We start from the raw sequence: 20,896 nt of genomic DNA on the forward strand, positions 1-20,896 counted from the left end.
TGCCGGGCTTGCTTTCTGATATTGCGACACGGCTATTTCGGCCCCGCAGCCTTTTTATCGACGACGCCGGGAAGCGGGTGCGCAGGCATTGAAAATTTGCCTTTCAGCGCATCGACGCCGGACTGTGGTTTGGCCAGGTCCTTTAATGCAGCGCGATCATTGCGCTTCTCGTTGGTGCTGATGTTCATCCGCTGATCCCGCTTCTCGATCAGGCCGGGCAGGGCTTCACCGTCCTGGTTGAACGACCACTCCAGTACGGCTTCGCCCAAGGGTATTTTGTCGCCGGTTTTTCCGAATGGGGCGGAGTTCCATACATGCCAGGTCTTGCCGTAACTGTTCATTTTGTCTTTCATCAGTTCCTTTTCCGCTATTCCGGGAATGCCGGGCGCGATGAGTTGGCCGGACAGAATCTCGTAATTATGCGGATGCCAGTACTGTCTCTCTTCCTCGGGCAATGTCTCGAACAGCGTTTCCGAAATGATATATTCAATGCCGATCAGGTTCGCCTGCCGGGTATTGCCGTCAAACAGGACGCATTGGGCGAAATCTTCATTGACCTGACGGCAGAAATGGTGGGCTTCCATTTGATGAGTCGGGTCATCCTTGGCGGCATGAAAACCGTCCAGATAGATGTTCATGGGCTGCAAGGGCGAGTCGCTCTGGAAAATGGCGGCGCCTGATTCGAGCATTTCGGTTTTCGTCGTCTTTTCCTTGCCGGACGGTTGCTGGGGAGCATCGGATTTTGGATTGCAGGCTTCCAGCAGGCCGACGGAAATGAGGGCAAGAGTCATGCGAGAAAGAAAATGAAAGTAAAATGTCATTGTTTTCCCCTTTGGGTGCAGAACTGGTTTTGGTTTTCAGCCACTGCCAGGAGCGGATTTGATCGCGTTTGACAGTAGCGGATGCGGCAGTGAAGGATAGGAAATGCGCGCCGCTTAATTTCTTAAAGGCCGAATGACACCGACATTTCCCGGCCGTATCGCCAGATAGCTTGCAGGCGGGTTTTATCGTCAAGCGGCTGTTATCTGCTCGAATCATTCGATAGGCATCGTCCGCGGTAGTTCCGCATTACCGCGCGCGGGGATGTGATTCTGAGCCGGTTGTCTGTAAATGCGCTGCTGATGTCGGCAAACATTACATAAATGAACAGCATGATAGATCAGGCTGGAGCTTAGCCGTTAGTCAAGGACGAGGCTGCCGTGAAAGCCATTTTTAGCGATAGGACATAGCTAAAAAAAATGTCTACACCAATTAAAAAATGGCTGAGATTAATCAATTTATTTTTACGTATTCTATGTTATTGATATCTTTCAAGCTCTACAAAAGACAGAATCGTTTTCATATCGAGAAATGGCAGTACCACAGTACTAAAAGGAGATTGATGTGATGACTATCTCTACTCATCAAAAAGCCGAGCGCCGCTATTTGCCGCGCCGGCTGGCAGATCGAGCCATTAACGATCTCTATAAGACCTTCTCAACCCCGCATTGCCATTCCTGCCTGGAGCGTACGGACGATGCCGTGCTGCTGCTGGATAGCGAAAGGCGGATCATGTACGCTACATCGCAAGCCGATAAAATCATGAGCAGGTTCGGCATGCCTTGCACGTTAGTGCAGAAATTTACCCTGCCGCCTCGGCATAAGGATGCTTTCCGCTTCGCGGCTTTCGTGAACGGGAAAACTACCGAGCCGGGGCCGTTCATCCTGCTGCTGACGGGCGAGAGAGACGCGGACCTGCTGTTGCTGACCTGCTTTCGCCTGCCGGAGCCTTTGACAGCCAATTTGCATGCGGCCCGTTACATGGTCGCGTTGCGTGACCCCAACCACTATCCTGTCCGGCAGTGGCATTTTTTCACCAGCCAATTCAGTTTGACGCCAGCCGAGGCCCGGCTCTGTCGCGCCTTGGCGGACGGCTTGACGCTCAACGATTACTGCACCATCTGGCGTGTCAGGATCAGCACCGCACGCAGCCAGCTGAGGGACGTATTTGCCAAAACCGCCACACATGGGCAATCCGATCTGATGCGGCTGATTTATTTGTTCACGCGAGTGTAAATAAAAGATGAACTTGTCCTCCATTTGAAGGATGCGGACCATCGATAAAATTGAATAGACTGACTTCGGCTTGAATGAAATTGAAATCAAGTTGCAACTGAGTAACGGCGCTTGCCGTTTCGTTAAATTTATCTAACAAGAGGTGGCTTCTCTTTAACTATTGAATAGGAGGGCCAATTAGTCGAGTTAGTGATAAGCGAAAAATGGCACAAATCCGGAGTGATGAAGCCTTCTATTCTGAAGCCACGATGATTCGATCATGAAACAGGAGAGTAATATGTTACAGAATATTTTTTGTAAGAGCGCACTGGCGCTGGTCCTGTCCTTGGCTGTCGTAGGAACGGCTGGAGCCGGTGATGACTATGGAAAGGGTAATGACCACTCGAAAAAGGGTCATGAGTATTCAAAAAAGAAGGATGACGACAAAAAAAGACATGATGACAAGAAAAGACATGATGACAAAGTAGTAGCATATAACGACACAAATGACGATTCGTATGACGATCCAAAAATGGACAATGTTAACTTTGATTGCTCGAAAAAAGATAAATTTCCTGCAAACAACGAAAGGATATGCGAGAAACTGGGTGGTGAATTCTCTCATCTGCATCATGTCAAAAAATGCGTTATCGACAAAGATCCCTATCGCGTGACTTGCAAAGAGCCCAAGAAATATCCGTTTGAGGCAGATATAACCGCCGCCACCAAAGTGTTCATACGCGTTGGCAATATATGTGTGACTAGAAAGCTCCCAGGCGAGATTGTTGCTTGCTTTGACTCACATGGAAAACCCGTTCGCACGAGCAAATGCGAAGATAAAGGCTGCTTCCCTGATAGGGATAATGATCATGATGATGGTCATGATGATGGTTATGGCCGTAATGATGATCATGGTCATGATGGTTATGGCCGTGATGATGACTATAAGACAGAGAAGACTAAATATTAGTCTGAGTAAATTTCAGCAATTGGACCTGGTCGGACACTCTCTCGGGAGACTGATCCGACCAGTCTTGAAAGAAGCGCCGGGAGGCGGCGTAATTGCCGGCTCCCGGCTTTCCTGTAGGGTTACACCCATCGATGACGCGGCAGCGGTTGAGTTTCGCGACTCATTCGGCAGGCTCCGGTTTTTTATTCCGCCGGCGTCGGTGGTGTAAGGGATGGGAGGCTATTTCCGCTCCATTTCCCACTTTTCAATCCTGATTTAATTCCTCCTATCCTGAATAGGGGCCGGATACGGAGGTTTTCATTCACAGGCCCACAAGAAATCAAAGGAAGACTATGAAACGAATAACACTGCTTGTTACTTTAGTAGGGCTTGCCTTGACGGGATGCATGGAACCAGTGCGGCAGGATGTCGAGGCGCTCGAGCAGGGCCGGGAAACGCCGCGCAAGGACTCTGTGCGGCAGGACGTCGAGGCGCTCAAGCAGAGCCAGGAAGCCTTGCTCAAAGATATGGCCGAAATCAAGAAACTGCTCCAGATAGGCGAGGAACAGCCAGTGGCGCAGGCGCTCGACAAAGTGCTTGAGATCAGCGGCGCTCCCCTCAAGGGCAATCAGGATGCGAAGCTTACCCTGATAGAATTCTCCGATTACCAGTGCCCGTTCTGCAAACGCCATGCGGAAGAAACCTTGTCGCAGATCGACAAAGAGTACATCGCTACGGGCAAGATTCGCTACGTGTTCCGCGATTTCCCGCTGGAAATGCACAAGCAGGCGCTGAAAGCGGCCGAGGCGGCGCATTGCGCGGACGAGCAGGGCAAGTACTGGGAAATACACGACCAGTTGTTCGCCAATCAGCAGGCGCTGAAACCGAAACAATTGACCCGGTATGCCCGCGCGGTCGGACTGAAGGCCGGTCCTTTCAAGAAATGCCTGGACAGCGGCAAGTATGCCGAGCAGGTCAGGAAAGATATCGCCGAGGGCCAGAAGCTGGGGATCAACGGCACGCCTACGCTGATGCTCGGAGTGAGCAATGGCGATAAGGTGGAGAATGTGAAAATGATTCAAGGCGCGCATCCCTTCCCGACTTTCAAGGAGGAAATCGACAAACTGTTGAAAGGGAGCGATCAGAGAGCCGAGAACAATTAGCCGCGTGGGGAATTTTTTGCTTTCCGCGACTCAACATTTCCAGGCTGATGAAATGATAACTGATGTTACGCACGGGTAGCTTTTTATGCTGTTTGCCGCTCCCGAGCACTACAGTTATTGAGTCTCTTTTACCGAAAGCGGCCCAATGCACGCGTAGGTGCGAATTCATTTACCCCCTGTGTCAGGATAACTGTCGCCTCTAATTTTCATTGATTGACTATTAGAGGTAATGAAATTGAAAAAGAAGACTTATTATACGAAAGCTTTTCGCCAACAGGCGTTGGAGAAAGTTTATAACCGGGGCGATCGTACCGTTCAAGCGATTGCCGATGACTTGAACATAAATAGCTGGACGTTGAAGAACTGGATGAAATTACCGAAAGACGTGGTTGAGGGCCAAGCCGACCTGATGACAAAACGACCTCAAGACTGGAATCAGAGCGAACGTTTTCAACTGATCCTGGATAGTCAGGGCAAGGCAGGGGAAACATTGCATGCCTGGTGCCGGGAACAAGGGATTTTTCCGCATCATTTACACGCCTGGCGTAAAGCCTTTGAAACCGGCACGTCGGAGACTGCCGTCAGTCGCGCTGACTGGCGAGAACTGCAAGTGAGCCATCAAGCGTTACAGCGGGAGCTGAAGCGCAAGGAAAAAGCCTTGGCGGAAGCGGCGGCCTTACTGGTTCTGCAAAAAAAGTATCAGGCGCTCTGGGAGGAAAAGGACGCATGATTTCCCTGTCAGAGCGCCAACAAATTGTGTCTTGGCTAGACGAAGCCCACGCCGCCGGAGCCCGTCGGCATCGAGCCTGCGACTTATTGGGGATCACCTTGCGCACATTGCAGCGCTGGCAGCAATCGGGTGAAGTCGCGGAAGACGGTCGTCGCGGCCGCCAGCTGATTCCCGCGAACAAACTCAGTGAGCAGGAGCGTCAGTCCGTGTTGTCGGTAGCCAATTCGGCCGAATTTGCCGCGCTGGCGCCCAGCCAGATCGTGCCGATTCTGGCCGAGCGGGGTCAGTATCTGGCTTCGGAATCGACCTTCTACCGGATCTTGCGCGAGGCGAAGCAACTTCAGCATCGCCAGGCCAGTCGGGCGGCCACCGACTGCCGCAAGCCGAAAGCCCTGAAGGCCACGGCGCCCAATCAGCTGTACAGCTGGGATATTACCTATCTGCCCACGGCCGTCAAAGGGGTATTCCTGTATCTTTATCTGTTTATGGATGTTTACAGCCGCAAGATTGTCGGTTGGCAGGTGTACGAACGCGAAAGCAGCGAATGGGCGGCGGACATTGTGCGGGATATCGTGCAGCGGGAAGGCATCCCCCGTCAGCAGGTGACTTTGCATTCTGACAACGGCGGCCCCATGAAGGGNGCCACGATGCTGGCGACCCTGCAGGCCTTGGGCATCCTGCCGTCGTTCTCGCGACCGGCGGTGAGCAATGATAATCCGTATTCGGAAGCCTTGTTCAAGACCCTCAAATATCGGCCGGACTATCCGGTCCACCCCTTTACGGATTTGAATCAGGCCCGACGCTGGGTGTCGGGCTTTGTGGACTGGTATAACCATGAACATCGGCACAGCGCCATTCAGTTTGTCACGCCAGATCAGCGGCATAGCGGACAAGACTTCGCGATTTTGAAACAGCGAAAGGCGGCCTATGAAGCCGCCAAAAAGCGCCGTCCGGAACGCTGGCGGAACAAAACACGAAATTGGGAGCCTGTACTTGAGGTCTATTTGAACCCTGACCAGAAGGACAAAAATATAATTCGGCAGGCGCTGAAAAAAGCGGCCTGATTTAACTGTTGAGGCGACAGTTATTTTGACAATTACCGTCAAATTGAAGGCCGATTCAGATGGAACATTTAGTGTTCTTTCCAAGGAAGCGCCTCCGGTTTCCACTACTGCCACTACTTATGATGCCACTAATGGCACAGTAACTATTCCAGCGGTGGAGGCTGATGGTAAGGTTGAGTATGCCAATGTTAAATTGGGGTTTAATTCAGATGGAACCCTTAGTGTTCTTTCTACTGAAGCGCCTCCGGTCTCCGATAGTTTAAGTTGCTCTACTTATGTACCTGGAACCAGTTATTGCAATGACGGGAAGTATCCTTCTTGCATACCTGACTTATCCCAAGCAGCTCAGGTCCAGAAAGGGATGACCTATGATCAGGTTGTTAAAATTATAGGTTGTCATGGAGTTTTTGACAGTATGTCTTCGGCTGGCGTAGATTTTTACTGGAGTGATGGCCAATATGGAACACCTTTTACTTCGGCGACGTTTAGAGATGGTAAACTTGATTATTTCAGTTATAGTCCATCGTGAGCTGTTGTTTAAAAATTCGGGGCCATTTGAATAATGCATTCAAATAATTTAGCGAGAGCCAGAGCGATTATCTTTTAGTCAGAAACATAACCTGAATGCCTGAAGAAGTTCAGGCATTCGTCGGGATGAAACCGATCCATTAATTGGCCCACAGTACGCCAGAGCATTTCATAGGTTCGTTCTGCCGCCTTGCGCAAAAGGGCTTTGAGCTTGGAGAATACCTGCTCGATCGGATTCAGATCAGGACTGTAAGGCGGCAGATATTTGATCGTCGCCCCTTGCGCTTCAATAATGGCTTGTACTTCCGCCACCTTATGTGCTGACAGGTTGTCACAGATTACAATATCGCCGGGCTTTAAGGTCGGTCCCAGCTGCGAGCGCAGATATTCTTTGAAGCCCTCACCGGTCATGGCCTGATCCAGGCACCAAGGCGCCGTGAGTTGGTCGGCACGCAAGCCGGCAATAAAAGTCAGCGTTTGCCAGTGGCCAGCCGGGGCGGCATCCCGACAGCGAGAACCGCCTAACGCACGGCCATAGCGACAGATCATGTCCGTGGATAGCCCCGTTTCGTCCAGAAACACCAACTTCGACAGATCACAAGTTTGCTGCCAGGCTTGCCATTGTTCACGAGCTATCGCGACAGCCTCGCGCTGCTGTTCACTGGCGACCAGCGTTTTTTTATAGCGATAGCCCAGCTTGTGCCGGATAAACTTATCGATCGCCGAAATCGATACGCTCAAGGTTTGTTCAGTTTCCAGCCAATTTTGCAGTTCCTTCAAGGTCATCGACGGACTGTTCACCAGCTGTGCCTTGATGGCCGCTTCATAAGGTTCCAGCAGAGCCCGCCGATAACCACCGATCGGCTTGCTCTGAACGCCGCCGGTGTTTTTCCAGAGTTGATGCACTCTGGAGATAAAGGAGGGGCTGACTTGATAGATCGCGCTGACTTCGCGTGTTGTTTTGCCGCTGTCAACGGCCCTCGCGACACGCAGGCGCAAGTCTTCTGAATAAGGTTTGGGCATCTTCGATGCATGTCTGTTATCAACAAAACTCTATTTTAGCAGTACAAGTTGATCTCAAGTAACAGACAATTGCTCTAGTTGACTTGCAATACATGGCTGGCAAAGGAATGCTGAGACGAATGCCGAAACGAATGCGCCGATGCCCATTTGGTAAGCTTGGCATGGTTAACCGCTCATTCATTAGGTAGTAGGAGCATGAGATGAGATATCCGTATCTGCTTATCCCGCCTAATAAATCAAGTTCTTCGTCTTTTTCACTATATTTTAATTTGCAACCGAGTCAGCTCAAGTGTAAATATACAGATTTAGATAATCATTTATTAGGTCACCCATGAAACGGCCCCAGCTCGTCGCCTATTCGACTTTCTACTTCATTGCCATGGGTGCTTTCGCGGCGAGCCTTGTCTTCGCGGGCACTGCTCGGTCCTTGTTGCTCTTTCTTGGAAATGCTTCGCTTGTTGTCGCGGTACAGATCTCCCTTCATGGCGGTCCCGCGTCAAAAAGAAAACAGAGAAATCTTGCCATCGTCCTTTTAATCCTCGTGGCGTGTGTTGCCGCCGCGTTACTGGTAGTGTGGAGCGGAATGCTTGATTATGCTCCTGTTCGCTACGGCGCCGCATTCACCTTGGTCGTGTACGCATTAGTGGAATGGCGCAAAGAAGTGTCTAAGTGGGACGTGACCTAACAATCTCCTTGAATCCGACGCGCTGGACGCATCGCCTCTTTGTCATGCAGTCGCAGCGGCGCACGGCTCAGGAATATCGTTGAATGGCTCTTTTCAAACTTGCATCAGACCTTCAATAGAAATTGTTGATAGACCACTTTTGGCACATTGCTGCCAGCGTATCATTTTAGTCTACCCATACAAGACACAGCTATTGAGGCAAATTCAGTGTATCAATAGGATTCAATTTAAGTTTATGAGACATTCTCGCTTGAAAGTCTAGGCCTTCAGGTAAGGTACATGTTGACGTATGGAAATAGCTGGATTTGATTTACAGATACCGACAATTCATGTCGGTTAGGAAGTCATAAAGTGAAACATATTAAGCTGTGGTAGAATTATCTATTTTAGTACGATTAATAAATAACAATATGTTTTTAAAAGAATTTTATTGCATTCATGAAGGCAATGTCAGTATTTCCGCCGAACAGGCCAGTACATTCGCCAAAGAAGTGGCGCATGATTTCAACCCTTTACACGATGTTGATGCCAAACGTTTTTGCGTACCAGGCGATTTGCTTTTCTCACTGGCATTGGAGAAATATGGCCTGAGCCAAAATATGCACTTTATCTTTTCTGGCATGGTCGGGCAGGGTGTGCTGTTGAACTTTCCCGACACCGATGCCGAGCAGATTGATGTGAACGACAATCAGGGTAAAACCTATTTGCAGATCGAACGTTCGGGGGACCTCAGCCGAGATTCAGCATTGATTGAAAGCTTTACTCGCGATTATGTGGCTTTCTCGGGACAAAATTTTCCCTATGTGCTGGTTCCATTATTGGCCAAGGAAAACGTTATGTTTAACCTCAACCGGCCACTGGTGATTTACGAAAGCATGACTTTGTCATTTCATCATCTTGATTTCCGGCAAGCGTCCGTTGAAATGATGGAACCGAAGATGGAAGTCAATGGCAAGCGCGCTACGGCTTTTTTACACTTTCAGATCAAGGCGGGCGAAAATGTGGTTGGCTCAGGCTTTAAAAAACTGGCGATCAGTGTATCGAGCGTTTATGAATCTGAACCGATGCAGGCATTTGTCGATGAATATTTGGCCCGGAAAAACGGCTATCTGGGTAATTTGGCGGTTCTGTCGCATTAAGTCTGTCAAGCTGGATTGGAATATGCTCAGCGACTTTCAACAGAAACCGTATCACGTCATGCCCGATAATAAAAAGATACAACTTCCAATGGGCGTTAACTTGTTATCAACAGTTCCTGCACAGAATGAGCCTTAACCAGTCCGCTTGAGCCGCTCTTGGCAAGCCTCAATCCGCTGCTCAGCTTCAACTTCCAAAAAATTAATTCGCCTGTTACTTAATGGTCGGTTTTCACTAGCTGGTTGACTGGCGAAATCCCGACCATTTTCTGTCAATTGAAGTGCATTCCGGAATGGCTGGTTTATGGCACAAACTGCTCACTCACAACTTTAAGTAGGCACCTAAATTAGGTGCATGTCACACAGGATTTAAATAAATGAGCAGAGAATGATTGAACTGTGCGCTTGACACTATTGAATAGCATTATTAACAATGCCTAAAAATTACTTTTTCATATCGATGCTCTGCAAAACTTCATCAAGAGTAATTTCCAGATTAATTTCTTCGGCCGACTCTCCATCACAAGTTGTAGGCTTAGCCTCCCTGACTTTCCACTCCTCAACATTATTCGGATTTCTTTCCATCACAACATTGTAGTGTCCGGCGAAGATTGTTTGTTGCACGTCGACGCAAGGAATCACCAACAAGTTATTTGAAAAACTGATTATCACTTTCTTGCGCAGGTCATAATCTACCGTGACTTCTAATGTTCTGTCAGTTCCATCCTTGCCTTTGAACTCCGAAACACTCGGCATGCCGATGGCGGCCAGTACATCGTCGGTATCAATTTCATTGTCTAATGGGTAATCACAAACCGGGTCTGTTGTGACTTCAGCGCGTTTAAGCTTCCAGTCAAAGCCGCTGCCGTCACCAGCCAAGCTCATCAATACGTTGTAATGTCCATCGAATGGAGAATTTCTCACATCAACACAAGGTATAACCAATAATTTATCACTAAAACCGGCTACAACTTTTTTCTTAGGTTCAATATCGCCTGATGTGTCGTTTGTAGACGATGCGCTCGATGAACTGATTCCATCATCAGGCCCATCCTTCGCAAGTAAAGGTGTAGTTGCGGCTAAAGAACCTGCTATTAGTATCGCTATATTACTGCTTATTTTCATAAACCCCTCCCTAATAGAAAGATAAATTTTAGAAAGATAAATTTCGTGCTAAGAATCACTTAATTGGAGTTTTTGGCAGTTCAAATACTAGATAGTTGAGCCCTTGAAAAAGCTAAAGGTTCAATTCGATATCGAGTTAAATTATTAATTGAGGACTTTTTAAGAGCGATCTGAGAGTTCTCTGAGAAATGCCGACAAAAGCTGTAAAAGAGGGGTTACCAAGGCTGTTCAGACCTGACCTCCTGCGGGGTAGATTAACCAAGAGGTACATGCCTGCCTGAGATCTGCGAAAGCAATATAGGTGAGTCGATGCCGCGACAAGCCCTGAGTATTTGTTAGTGATCCCAAGCGCATCCGTGGGCTCGAAACCAAACCGGTGAACATTAAAATGCTGGGGTCGGACTATTCGTAGCCCGCAGGTGCATGTCCTGATTTACTGGCAGCTACCTGCCAGCTGTGCTGCGTATCACTTAAAACAGGACGGAAGGACTATATTGAGTCGAATTCAGCCAGTCAATATCAGATTCAATTCCGATTAATATTTAAAGCCGCCAGATCAAGTCCAGAGTCTTAAGCTTTAATGTACTGGCTGGTTATCAATTTTGTAAACAGACAAAAATCCGCCCCAATGGCTCTGGTAAACCAGGCTGACACCTTCGGGCAATTTCTTTAGCGAATCGATAAAAGGCAGCAACCTCACCAATAGAGTGTTTTTGGCTTTCGCATCGGGCGTGGACCAGACGCGGTAATAGTTGCCTTCTTTCTGCGCCAGATAATTGCCGTCGCCTGCTTCGAAAGCCCAGCGCTTGACCAGGGCAATATCCCCGTGCAGATCATTGCCTGCCGGGATGTTTTTCGAATCGAGCGACAGGGACGTGCCGCCGTAAGCCGCGAACTCGGCCAGATGCAGCAGCAGATCATTATTGACCAGCAGATAGACGGGCCGCGACACGCCAAAATGCGCGGCGATCTCGGACAGGGCTTTTTCGCTGTCCATGGTCAGCCAGCGCGCCATTTGTGTCAAACGCGCGCGTTCCTCGTCCGATGCTGCCGGCAGGCTGTCCTGTAGGGCTTTCCATACCGGACCGGCAAAGGTTTTATCGGAAGGCTTGCACAGCCAGGCTTCCTTGCCGCTCAGATAATGAATGCGCTGACCGTCGTCCCACCAGCTCAGGAACAGGGCATCTTCCGGCGCCTTGCGGGCAATGATGTCGGCTGCCGATTGCCAGATATCATGACGCAACCCGGTCGGACTGGAAGCAATCTCCTGCGCGTCCTTCGGAAACAGGACCGCGCCCTGTGGCAGGCCGGTACTATCCTGATACCGGGCCACCAGCAGGCTGAACAAATCCTTGCCTTCCTGGCTGAAGGCATAGCGTTCGACCGACTGTGCAGGGAAACGGCCCTGCACATCGGCTTTCGGTTCCGGCGCATGGCGGACGCTGAGCTGATCACCGCTTTTCGCGCCATCCGCCTTAACGGCGGGCGAGGGCAGCAGTTGCCGGTACAGTATCGTGCCGCCTGTCGCCAGCAGCACAATACTGATCACCATAAGCAGCCCTTGTCTTATTTTACGGGACATCACTCTTGCTCTCTGCCCTGTTCGCTCGCATCCTCCGGTTGCTCTTTGTCCTGCTCGCCCACCTCTTCCGGTTTTTTGATCCGGGCCGGTCTCAGGACCATATAAGCCACACCCAGCCCGAACACGATCAGCAATAGGCCGCTGATGATCAGACTGTTGTCACCGCCCTCTTTCTCGCCAGTCGGAGATGATGCCGGAGCGGAAGCCGGAGCAGACGCCGTCTTGCCGGCCGCTTCACGCAGGCGTGTGTCTTCATCCATGATTTCAGTGTAGTCCTTCAGCAGTTCCGACCAGCCTTCGGTGTAAGTGAAGCCGCCGGGATTGGCGTGGAAAATGCCTTTATAATGCTTGATCAGGTCATGCTCCCACATATCGGCATGGATGCGTTCCACGTGACTGGGGTTGTTGCCTTTGGCCCAGAACAGCTGGAAGAATCCGCCCGGTACGTCTTTTTCCGGTGCCGGCGGATTGGGGCGGTTGGTTTTCTGACCGACCAGCAGGCCGTCGTCATAAAGTTTGGTGACGACTTTTTTGGCTTCCTGCTCAACGGCCAGGCCCTGAATGGTGCCTTTGTCGGCCGTGTCCAGATAAGCCTTGGCGAAGCTGGCCGAATGGCACAGACTGCACGTGTCAATCCACGCCTGTTTGCGGTCTTCAAACCAGGGATCGCCGAGGTTGTCGGCGATGGCGGGTGTCGGGTTGAACGCCCAGCGCACTTTGCGTACCAGATTGTGGGAATATTCGCCCTTGTATTCGAAATGGCAGACCTGACAGGTCGGCGCCGTATAGCCGCCCTTGGTGATGGCGTCTTTCAGCGGAACTTCGAAATTCCACTTGGCTTTGCCCTGTGTCTGGTACTGGGTGCCATGCTTGGACATCATGAAATTTTCAAACTCGTTGTGATCCACGCCATTGTGGCAGGTTGAGCAGGCCTCCGGTTGCCGGGCCTCGGCGACGGAGAAGGTGTGGCGCGTATGACACCCGTCGCATTTGTTCTGCTGGTAATGGCACATGTCACAGCCTTGCGCCACTTCCCGCTGAGGCATGGCCGCCCAAACGGTATTTTCGACGTTCGCTTCCCAGTCGACCGCATGGGAGGGATGGCCTTTGCCCCATTGCTTCTGCGGCCATTCCTGATCTCTTTCCGATTCCGCTTCGGCAAATTCATTCAAATGGCACGAGCCGCAGGCGGCGCGGTCCGGCATTACCAGATTCTCGGCGTGGTTGACGGTTTCCTTGCCGACGCCGCCGTGGCAATCGATACAGCCGACCTGATCGAGCTGTTGGCCTTCTTCCAGTAAATCCTGTTTAACCAGGTTGGCTTCCACTTGCGCCAGTTTTTCTTTCTTGTAGGCGCGCACATCGCTGTCCGGCAGGTTTCGAATCGCGGCCAGATCACTGTGGACGCTGTTTTTCCAGGCATGGAATGCGCCCGGACTGGTGGCTTGATGGCAGCCTACGCAGTCATCTCGGCCGAATTCGCCCTGAACGGTTTTGGGTGGCTTGTAGAAATCTTTGGGATTCCAGTATTTCTGGATGGGAATCGGTTCCCAATAGTCGGCATGCGATCCCTTGCCCGGATGAGAGTCATAGTAATTCTTCCTGAGCTGTTCAAAATCGGGTATGTCCGCGTTGGCAACCCCGATGCAGCTGAGTCCTATTAAGCTGAATAACAACATACTCAGCAAATAAAGCATCTTGTGTTTCATAGTGCACCCCTATGGCCTGCTTTAATTATTGTATCGATTCGAAACCAGATTCTAGCGCAACACGAGACATAAGCAAACAAATATTATGATGGGCTTGCGTCTGACATCAGCGGCCATAAGATAAACAGTTCAATGAACTACGAACTTCGTGCGTCTGGCAATGGCTCCCGCATTCGCCCGACGGATGAGGCGAATGCGGGAAAATGGCGGGATCATTTCCTGTCCGTGCAGCCGTTCGTAATGTTTGTCCTGGAGTGCGTGCAACCAAACAGTGAAGCGCTATATTTGCATCAATAATGAAGAGACCGCCTGAAAATAGAGCTCAAGCAACTGCGACAACAGGTAATGATAAGAAGCCTCCAGTGTTTCGGTGGGCTGTTCCAGAAACATATTGAACAGGTCGGCCAGGGCATAATAACCGCTTACCAGGGCCGCTTCGGATGCTTCGGTCGCCGCGGCAAGATAAGCCGTGACAGGCTCGATTGCCGCAGCCGCGGCGGTCTCTGGGTTTTCCATGAAATTCTGCAGGTAAAGCTGTGTTTCCCGACCCGCATCGGCCAGATCGACGATAAGCTGTTGGTAAGACGCCTGTGCTTTCGGCAACAGCTCTCCGTTAATTCGTGCGTAAAGTTCAACAGAGCGACTGGCGGCCTGATCATACCAGGCCGTCAGGGTCGGCCCAGGCTGCTCATACAATTGTTTGGCCGATGAAGCCATCAGCGCATGGATATCGAACAGCTCTGCGCGGATATCCTGATACAGCGTCTGCAACTGGAAGTTCAGCTGCGTATAGAGTCTTGAGGTGGGCAAAAACAACTTGTTTTCCAGATCAAGATCCTGAGCGGATGGAAAGTTCGGATTATCGAAAAAAATCATAAAACTCCTTAATAATTCAACTTTGGATTTAATGAGCCGAAAAAGAATGCGGACGGGAAGTCCGCATTTGAGAGGAAGGATAGATAAACTCTGATTCTCATAAAGAGAGCGCATACAAGAGTCGGGTTTAGTGTATTTATCCCCGGGCTCATTGAAAATGCGACATGATGACGCGCGACAATATGCCTCTACAGTTGGCATACAATCTGCACTGTATAAATAGTTTTGCCTCCGGAAAATCAGCGCTACAGCGGCTTTTTCCCGGGTTGAAGTGCTCAGGATAAGGTATTTGGTGCACCAAAACTGTGTGATTTCACACATTCTTCAAACAAAACGGCATCAAGTGCGTGAGCTTGATGCTGATGTGCCGGTATTGATCCATGCTTAAAAAATACTTAAAATATTTCTAACGCGGGTAGTGAGCGGCAACGACTGCTTTCCTGATTCCGAACCCCTTTCACATTCCGCGCGGACGCGCTAGAGGTCCTAATCCGGTTTACTGCTGGCAGATGCGTCGTTAGCTGTGAATATCAGCAACTAAAATTTTCCCTCTATCCAAAAAAGGACACTATGAAACCGATATCCAATACCGCCTTTTATTGCTGCGGCGTTCGCATGCAGGATGCCGAAACCGCAAACCCGGTCTGCCGGGACACCTATGCCAGGGTTTTTATGGATGAACGGGGCTTGAACATTTTTTCCGCTTTCAAAGAGGAAACCAATCCCAATGCCGGCAATGTGGCGAGGCATCGGATTATCGATGACTGCATCCGGCAGGAGCTGGCCAATAACCCGGATTTAAAGATTATCCTGATCGGCGCCGGCTTTGACAGCCGTGCCTACCGGCTTGACGGCGGCGCATGGATCGAACTGGATGAGCCGCAAATCATCGCCTACAAAAACGAGCGGCTGCCGATTGAAGCCTGCAAAAACCGGCTGCAGCGCATCGCGATCGATTTCGAAACCGAATCGCTGGAAGAGAAACTGCAGGCGTTTTCCACCGATGAGCCCGTCATCGTCGTCATAGAAGGCGTTTTCATTTATCTGCAAGAGGATGCCATCAGGCAAACCCTGCAAACCTTACACCGGTTGTTCCCGGCGCATAAACTGGTATGCGACCTCATGACGGAAAAGTTCTTCAACAAATACAGCCATACTCTGCAGCAGAAACTGGGCAGACTGGGCGCCGACTTCAGGTTTACGTTGCCAAATCCCGCCGAGTTATTCTGCCGGTACGGCTATCAGATCGGGCAAAAGCATTCCATCGTCGCCAAAGCCTCGGAATACGGATCGGTAAAAGTGCCCGTGCTACTCTTTAACCTGTTCATGAAAACACTGATGCATGGCTACTCGATTTTTGTGTTTGAACCGGCTCATAAGCAATAAAATATCGACCGGAATTGATGTTTTTTAACCCAAAGCGCAGCGGGGGCACAGTGCAGGACAATCTGTTAATAAAAATCAGGGAGTTGATAGGATCGAATCCGGGCATGGAACTGCCCCCCCAAATCTTCAAGGAAATGGAAGGCGAGTTTCTGGAATATGTTGAAGAGCAATCGCTGACCGCCCGGTTCCCGATCAAGGAGAGCTACAGCAACCCGTTCGGATTCATGCAGGGCGGCATGATCGTGGCGGCCATGGACAATACCCTGGCGCCGCTGAGCTACCTGCTATTGCCGCCCAGCATCACGACCCATGTCAACACCACGTTCATCCGGCCCGTCAAAATGGCTTACGAATTCATCCATGTCACGGCCTTTCTGGTGGAAAGAACACCCATGCAGATCCATCTGCGGGCCGAAGTCAAAAACCCCGGCGGCAAGTTGCTGGCGACTTGCACGTCCAGTTCGGCTGTTATGAGAAGGCTGAAAGGGTAATGAAGTAGGGTAAGCATTGCGTACCGTCTGTGATGACTCAAACCGCAAAAAGGTACGCGGTGCGTACCCTACTTGGCTACGCCCGATTAAGCGATCGCTAAGTCCATACCTCACAAATTCACTTTGAGCTTGCGGCCACCTGTAATGCTGAACCCCTCTTTCTCGTAGAATTCGAGTGTTCTTTCAAACTGGGGAAGTGGGGGCGTCGTTACTTCGAGCCGGGTCCATCCCTTCGTGGCGGCAAACTCTTTTGCCTTGTCGGTGAGTTTTTTACCGACACCTTTGGAACGGTACTCGGGGCGTACATAAAGCTCCGGTATCGTTCCAAACGCCCCTTCAGCATAAAGCGCATAGCCTTCATAGAGCGCTATGAATCCCACTGGCTCGCCCGCATCCTCTGCCACAAACACGAAGTATTTTTGATCCAGCAAAAACTGCCTCAGTCTGTCCCTGGTCTGGTTCCAGTCAAAATTGAAGGCTTTTACGCCGATGTTGTTCATGATTTCTTCCAGCAACTGTCCCACCATCTCAGCTATCTCCGGGGATTGTTCCGGCGTTGCCTGCTTAATCTCAATACTCATTTTCGATCTTCATTAAGGTTATAAGATGCGCTAGTTTATAGGATGCGCCTCATGCCCCGGCATCCTATTGCACTGATAGCGCATCTATCGCTGTAGGGTTATTAATCTTGCTGGGAAAGGTTTTATGGTTTTGTGGCCGTTGCCATTTGCTTCATTGCTTTACTGTTCCTCCAAAAGGATCGAATGGCCACTCTGGCGGGAACATCAATCACCGTGTTTATGAATGAAGCAAGCAGGACAGATGCAAGGCAAGTAAGGACTATGGCTGTAACGGGTTCCAGGTTGTTTGCATACCCTATGCGCAGCAGTACATAGCCTATATTTTGATGCAAGAGATAGAGGCTGTAGGAGATTGTCCCAAGATAGACGAATGGTCTGGCTGAAAGCAGGCTATTTAAAAATTTTATTTTCAAAACGAAAACGCTGTAAAACAGGCCGAAAAATACACCGCATATCAGCCCCAATTTCCAACCGTGGATTATGAATTCCACAGCCAGGCAGGCACTGATGAGCAACTTGTTATGCAGCGGGTTATCAGCACGATATAGCTTATAAAACGCGATGCCGGCAAGAAACAGGTTGGCGTATTCCAGAATCAGGGTTGTCTTAACAAGATCAGGAAGTCGCAAAGCAGTGGAACGCTCTACTTTGTAAACCACAATCATCAGGCTTAGCCATAGGATCGCCACCAGATTGATTCTATTGAGACAGCGCAAAAGAAACAGCGCGAGCATGATTGCATAGAACGACAGCTCTACAGTTAATGTCCAATAGGCTCCGTCAACATGCGGTACCCGGAACCAGTGCTGAAGCATGGTAAGGTTAACAAGCGCTTCGGAAAAAGATGTTTCTCTGCCCGGGAGTGATGCGATTGATACGAAAATATAGGTAAGGAAAACTGAAGTCCAATAGGCCGGATACAGCCTGGCGAAGCGGGAGACAACAAAGTCCCTGAAGTCTTCGGTCCGCTCAAGCGTCATGAAAATGACAAAGCCGCTTATCATAAAGAACAGCTGCACGCCATGGCGTCCAAGAGGCAATTCAAGCGGCAGCTGGCCTGGATGTCCATATAAATCCTGGTATCCCGTCGTGTAATGAAATCCGACGACCATCAAGGCGGCAAATCCCCGCATTGCATCAAGTTGAACTAAACGATCGCTCACCTATGTCTCTCTTTTGGTCAACTGGTTATTTTTCGGGATTTGACTATCTTACAATCTTTTCGATCACAATTTGGTAAGAGTACCTTTCGGTCTTGCTTGTTCCGATCTTTAAAACACATAAAAGCAGTTTCAGGATAATGTCTTGCGCTGCTCTTCTTCCTTATGTGCATCCCGGCGCGGCGAGAGAAAGGCAAAATGCGCAAGTCCTGGCGGAAACAAAACTTGGGCGCCGACCGTTGCTGCGGGGACTGCGTTTTGTAATACTAGCGATCAAGGCGCTTGACAACTTTCATAACAAAGCGCGTTCACCCTCAGTCAATTGGAGCGAGCATCATTGGATAGTTTGTCGGGTCAACAACAAGATCGACACCCGATCGGGACCATCGCTGAAATTCATGGCCCCGTCGTCATTATCGACTGTGCCCGGTTGCCGCCATTGCGCCGGGCTTTATGCGCCCGTTTCGATCATACCGTCTACCAGTTCGAAGTGCATCAGCATCTTGATGAGCGGCATGTCAGGGCTATTACGCTGCACGGTACGGCCGGCCTGAGCCGGGGCTTGACCGTCTACGACACCGGAGCGCCGCTGCATGTTCCGGTTTCGAAGCAATGTCTGGGGCGATTACTGAATATTTTCGGCGAACCGTTGGATGGAGGCAGTCCGCTGCCTCATACCGAATTTCGCAATATCCACTCGAAACCGCTGGTCTTGTCGGAAGCAATCGGCATCAGCGGTATTTTGCAGACCGGCATCAAAGTCATCGACTTGTTGTGCCCTTTCGTCAAAGGCGGCAAAACCGGGTTGTTCGGCGGCGCCGGCGTCGGCAAGACGGTGCTGGTGATGGAATTCATTCATGCGGTTTCGGCAATCCACCAGGGCGTTTCCGTGTTCGCGGGCGTCGGCGAACGCATCCGGGAAGCCCACGAATTATGGCGGGAAATGGAACAGGCCAAGGTCATGTCCGACACCCTGATGGTGTTCGGGCAAATGGACGAATCGCCCGGCGTGCGCTTCCGCGTCGGCCTGTCGGCTTTGACCTATGCCGAATATCTGCGCGATACCCTGCATAAGGAAGTCCTGTTCGTGATGGACAACGTCTTCCGGTTCGTTCAGGCCGGCAGCGAAATCTCAAGTCTGCTCGGCCGCATGCCGGCCACGGTCGGTTACCAGCCGACCCTGACGTCGGAAGTCGCCGAGCTGCAGGACCGCATTCTGTCCAGCCGCCAGGGCGCCATCACGTCGGTTCAGGCCGTTTACGTGCCGGCGGACGACATGACCGACCCGGCGGTCAGCGCCATCCTCAGCCATCTGGACACCACCGTTATCCTGTCCAGAGACCAGGCCAGCAAGGGCATTTATCCCGCTGTCGACCCGTTGCGTTCCGGCAGTCACCTGATGGACCGCCATACCCTGGGCGACCGCCATTACAATGTGGCCGAAGGCGTGCGCGAACATCTGGCGCGTTATGATGAACTGGAGGATATCATCGCCATGCTGGGCATGGAGGAATTGTCCGAACGGGACCGGAAAATTGTCATGCGCGCCCGTAAGCTGCAACGCTATCTGACCCAGCCGTTTGCGGTTCTGGCGCAGCACACCCGGCAAGCCGGCGTTTCGGTTCCGCTCGAACAGACCTTGACCGACTGCGAGGCTTTTCTGGCCGGGCGTTATGACGATTTGACCGAAGCCCAGTGTTATATGCGCGGCAGCATGCAGGAACCGGTATGAAAGAATTCGCGCTGCAACTGTATGATGCCACCCATGAACAGCGCATAACCGGCGTGACGGCCTTTATCGGCGAGGACGCGTCCGGCAGTTTCGGCATCCGCCCCAACCATGCCCGCTTCATGACCACGCTGGTATTCGGACTGGCGCGCTTTCGGCAGGGGGAGGAAGAAGACTGGCAATACCTGGCTTTGCCCGGTGCGGTTCTGTATTTCAACAATAACGAACTGGCGCTCAGCACGCGGCGCTTCATGATAGACACAGACCTCGACCGCATCAGCTCATTACTGGAGCAGCAATTGATAGCCGAGGAAGAAGATCTGCGCGCGACCAAGGCCAGTCTGCAAAAAATGGAACAGGCCATGCTGACCCGGCTCCGGGCGCTCAAGCGAGAAATGACATGAATCAACAGCGGCGATTAAAACAGCAGATAGAAAATCAGGTCAAACGCATCAAAAAAGCGGACCGGGAACGCCCGAACCTGCTTTCGCAGACCGCTTATATCGGGACGCTCGGGCTGGTCATGGTGTTGCCCATCATAGGCGGCGCCTACCTGGGGCATTGGCTGGATAGTATAATGCCGGGTTATTCGATGTGCTGGACGCTCAGCCTGTTGTTCGCGGGCATTGTGGTCGGCATGTTTAACGTTTATTTTCTGATTCAAAATAAATAACTGATGTTACGCACGGATAGCTTTTTATGCCGTTTGCCGCTCCCGAGCACTACAGTTCTTGAGCCGCCTTTAACGAAAGCGGCCAAATGCTCGCGTAGGTGCGAATTCACTTGTGCCCTTTGGGTATTCGCACTAAATGACTAACAGAGCGTCTCGGGTCGAATACCCATGGGGCACAAGTGAATTCGACCCTACAGGCGCTTGACGCATGGGCAAATTGTCTGCGTAACATCAGTAAATAATGCTTTGTAGGACGGCCTCTTTAGCAAGGT

The 20,896-nt window shown here is 50.8% G+C and carries 19 protein-coding genes and 1 pseudogene; 12 read left to right on the top strand and 8 right to left on the bottom strand.

Features of this window, described 5'->3' with window-relative positions; all coding sequences use genetic code 11:
* Window positions 1-32 precede the first annotated feature (32 nt).
* The gene (locus METLU_RS0118035; protein ID WP_036243260.1) at window positions 33-821 is read right to left on the bottom strand and encodes an OBAP family protein; all 789 of its coding nucleotides are present in this window, start codon (window positions 819-821) and stop codon (window positions 33-35) included.
* A gap of 565 nt (window positions 822-1,386) precedes the next feature.
* Between METLU_RS0118035 and METLU_RS0118040 the strand changes: the two genes are divergently transcribed.
* From METLU_RS0118040 to METLU_RS28055, 5 genes and pseudogenes are all read left to right on the top strand, one after another.
* Window positions 1,387-2,055, top strand: a complete 669-nt coding sequence (locus METLU_RS0118040; protein ID WP_027159449.1) for a helix-turn-helix transcriptional regulator — start codon at window positions 1,387-1,389, stop codon at window positions 2,053-2,055.
* A gap of 277 nt (window positions 2,056-2,332) precedes the next feature.
* Window positions 2,333-3,004: a hypothetical protein gene (locus tag METLU_RS0118045; RefSeq protein WP_027159450.1), complete on the top strand. Its 672-nt coding sequence runs from the start codon at window positions 2,333-2,335 to the stop codon at window positions 3,002-3,004.
* Between the two features lie 332 nt (window positions 3,005-3,336).
* Window positions 3,337-4,146 carry a DsbA family protein gene (locus METLU_RS25780; protein ID WP_051299976.1) on the top strand — a complete coding sequence of 270 codons (810 nt, stop codon included), beginning with the start codon at window positions 3,337-3,339 and terminating at the stop codon, window positions 4,144-4,146.
* 229 nt (window positions 4,147-4,375) lie between these two features.
* A pseudogene (locus tag METLU_RS0118060) lies at window positions 4,376-5,940 on the top strand (IS3 family transposase).
* Window positions 5,941-5,965: 25 nt separating this feature from the next.
* Window positions 5,966-6,469: a hypothetical protein gene (locus METLU_RS28055; protein ID WP_155920621.1), complete on the top strand. Its 504-nt coding sequence runs from the start codon at window positions 5,966-5,968 to the stop codon at window positions 6,467-6,469.
* Between the two features lie 74 nt (window positions 6,470-6,543).
* Here METLU_RS28055 and METLU_RS0118065 read toward each other — a convergent pair whose 3' ends face one another.
* Complete coding sequence (locus METLU_RS0118065; protein WP_027159452.1) at window positions 6,544-7,491, bottom strand: IS630 family transposase; 948 nt, start codon at window positions 7,489-7,491, stop codon at window positions 6,544-6,546.
* Between the two features lie 331 nt (window positions 7,492-7,822).
* On the opposite strand from METLU_RS0118065, the gene METLU_RS0118070 reads away from it, so the two are divergent.
* Together METLU_RS0118070 and METLU_RS0118075 are read left to right on the top strand one after the other, a co-directional pair.
* Complete coding sequence (locus tag METLU_RS0118070) at window positions 7,823-8,176, top strand: hypothetical protein (RefSeq protein WP_027159453.1); 354 nt, start codon at window positions 7,823-7,825, stop codon at window positions 8,174-8,176.
* Between the two features lie 410 nt (window positions 8,177-8,586).
* Complete coding sequence (locus METLU_RS0118075) at window positions 8,587-9,315, top strand: DUF3581 domain-containing protein (RefSeq protein ID WP_027159454.1); 729 nt, start codon at window positions 8,587-8,589, stop codon at window positions 9,313-9,315.
* 441 nt (window positions 9,316-9,756) lie between these two features.
* On the opposite strand, the gene METLU_RS0118080 is transcribed toward METLU_RS0118075, so the two are convergent.
* The 4 genes from METLU_RS0118080 to METLU_RS0118095 all read right to left on the bottom strand — a co-directional run bounded on the left by METLU_RS0118080 (window position 9,757) and on the right by METLU_RS0118095 (window position 14,604).
* The gene (locus METLU_RS0118080) at window positions 9,757-10,437 is read right to left on the bottom strand and encodes a hypothetical protein (RefSeq protein ID WP_027159455.1); all 681 of its coding nucleotides are present in this window, start codon (window positions 10,435-10,437) and stop codon (window positions 9,757-9,759) included.
* A 577-nt stretch (window positions 10,438-11,014) separates the two neighbouring features.
* Window positions 11,015-12,019 carry a hydroxylamine oxidation protein HaoB gene (gene haoB / locus METLU_RS0118085; protein WP_027159456.1) on the bottom strand — a complete coding sequence of 335 codons (1,005 nt, stop codon included), beginning with the start codon at window positions 12,017-12,019 and terminating at the stop codon, window positions 11,015-11,017.
* Window positions 12,019-13,728, bottom strand: a complete 1,710-nt coding sequence (locus METLU_RS25785) for a multiheme c-type cytochrome (protein WP_051299978.1) — start codon at window positions 13,726-13,728, stop codon at window positions 12,019-12,021. The genes haoB and METLU_RS25785 overlap by 1 nt, the downstream gene beginning before the upstream one ends.
* 279 nt (window positions 13,729-14,007) lie before the next feature.
* The gene (locus METLU_RS0118095) at window positions 14,008-14,604 is read right to left on the bottom strand and encodes a hypothetical protein (RefSeq protein ID WP_027159457.1); all 597 of its coding nucleotides are present in this window, start codon (window positions 14,602-14,604) and stop codon (window positions 14,008-14,010) included.
* Window positions 14,605-15,174: 570 nt separating this feature from the next.
* Between METLU_RS0118095 and METLU_RS0118100 the strand changes: the two genes are divergently transcribed.
* Together METLU_RS0118100 and METLU_RS0118105 are read left to right on the top strand one after the other, a co-directional pair.
* Complete coding sequence (locus METLU_RS0118100) at window positions 15,175-15,990, top strand: class I SAM-dependent methyltransferase (RefSeq protein WP_027159458.1); 816 nt, start codon at window positions 15,175-15,177, stop codon at window positions 15,988-15,990.
* A 17-nt stretch (window positions 15,991-16,007) separates the two neighbouring features.
* Window positions 16,008-16,481: a PaaI family thioesterase gene (locus METLU_RS0118105; RefSeq protein ID WP_027159459.1), complete on the top strand. Its 474-nt coding sequence runs from the start codon at window positions 16,008-16,010 to the stop codon at window positions 16,479-16,481.
* Between the two features lie 110 nt (window positions 16,482-16,591).
* On the opposite strand, the gene METLU_RS0118110 is transcribed toward METLU_RS0118105, so the two are convergent.
* Together METLU_RS0118110 and METLU_RS0118115 are read right to left on the bottom strand one after the other, a co-directional pair.
* Entirely contained in the window at window positions 16,592-17,062 is a 471-nt protein-coding gene (locus tag METLU_RS0118110; RefSeq protein WP_027159460.1) for a GNAT family N-acetyltransferase, read from the bottom strand.
* A 122-nt stretch (window positions 17,063-17,184) separates the two neighbouring features.
* On the bottom strand, window positions 17,185-18,225 hold the full coding sequence (locus METLU_RS0118115) for an acyltransferase family protein (RefSeq protein WP_027159461.1): 1,041 nt from the start codon (window positions 18,223-18,225) through the stop codon (window positions 17,185-17,187).
* A 334-nt stretch (window positions 18,226-18,559) separates the two neighbouring features.
* Between METLU_RS0118115 and atpD the strand changes: the two genes are divergently transcribed.
* From atpD to METLU_RS0118130, 3 genes are read left to right on the top strand one after another with little or no spacing between them, the layout of a single operon-like run.
* Window positions 18,560-19,954 (top strand): F0F1 ATP synthase subunit beta, encoded by a 1,395-nt coding sequence (atpD, locus tag METLU_RS0118120; RefSeq protein WP_027159462.1) that lies wholly within the window; start codon window positions 18,560-18,562, stop codon window positions 19,952-19,954.
* The gene (locus METLU_RS0118125) at window positions 19,951-20,355 is read left to right on the top strand and encodes a F0F1 ATP synthase subunit epsilon (protein ID WP_027159463.1); all 405 of its coding nucleotides are present in this window, start codon (window positions 19,951-19,953) and stop codon (window positions 20,353-20,355) included. The genes atpD and METLU_RS0118125 overlap by 4 nt, the downstream gene beginning before the upstream one ends.
* Window positions 20,352-20,624, top strand: a complete 273-nt coding sequence (locus tag METLU_RS0118130; RefSeq protein WP_027159464.1) for an AtpZ/AtpI family protein — start codon at window positions 20,352-20,354, stop codon at window positions 20,622-20,624. The genes METLU_RS0118125 and METLU_RS0118130 overlap by 4 nt, the downstream gene beginning before the upstream one ends.
* Window positions 20,625-20,896 lie beyond the last annotated feature (272 nt).

The organism is Methylobacter luteus IMV-B-3098, assembly GCF_000427625.1.
In the GTDB taxonomy this organism is placed as follows: domain Bacteria; phylum Pseudomonadota; class Gammaproteobacteria; order Methylococcales; family Methylomonadaceae; genus Methylobacter; species Methylobacter luteus.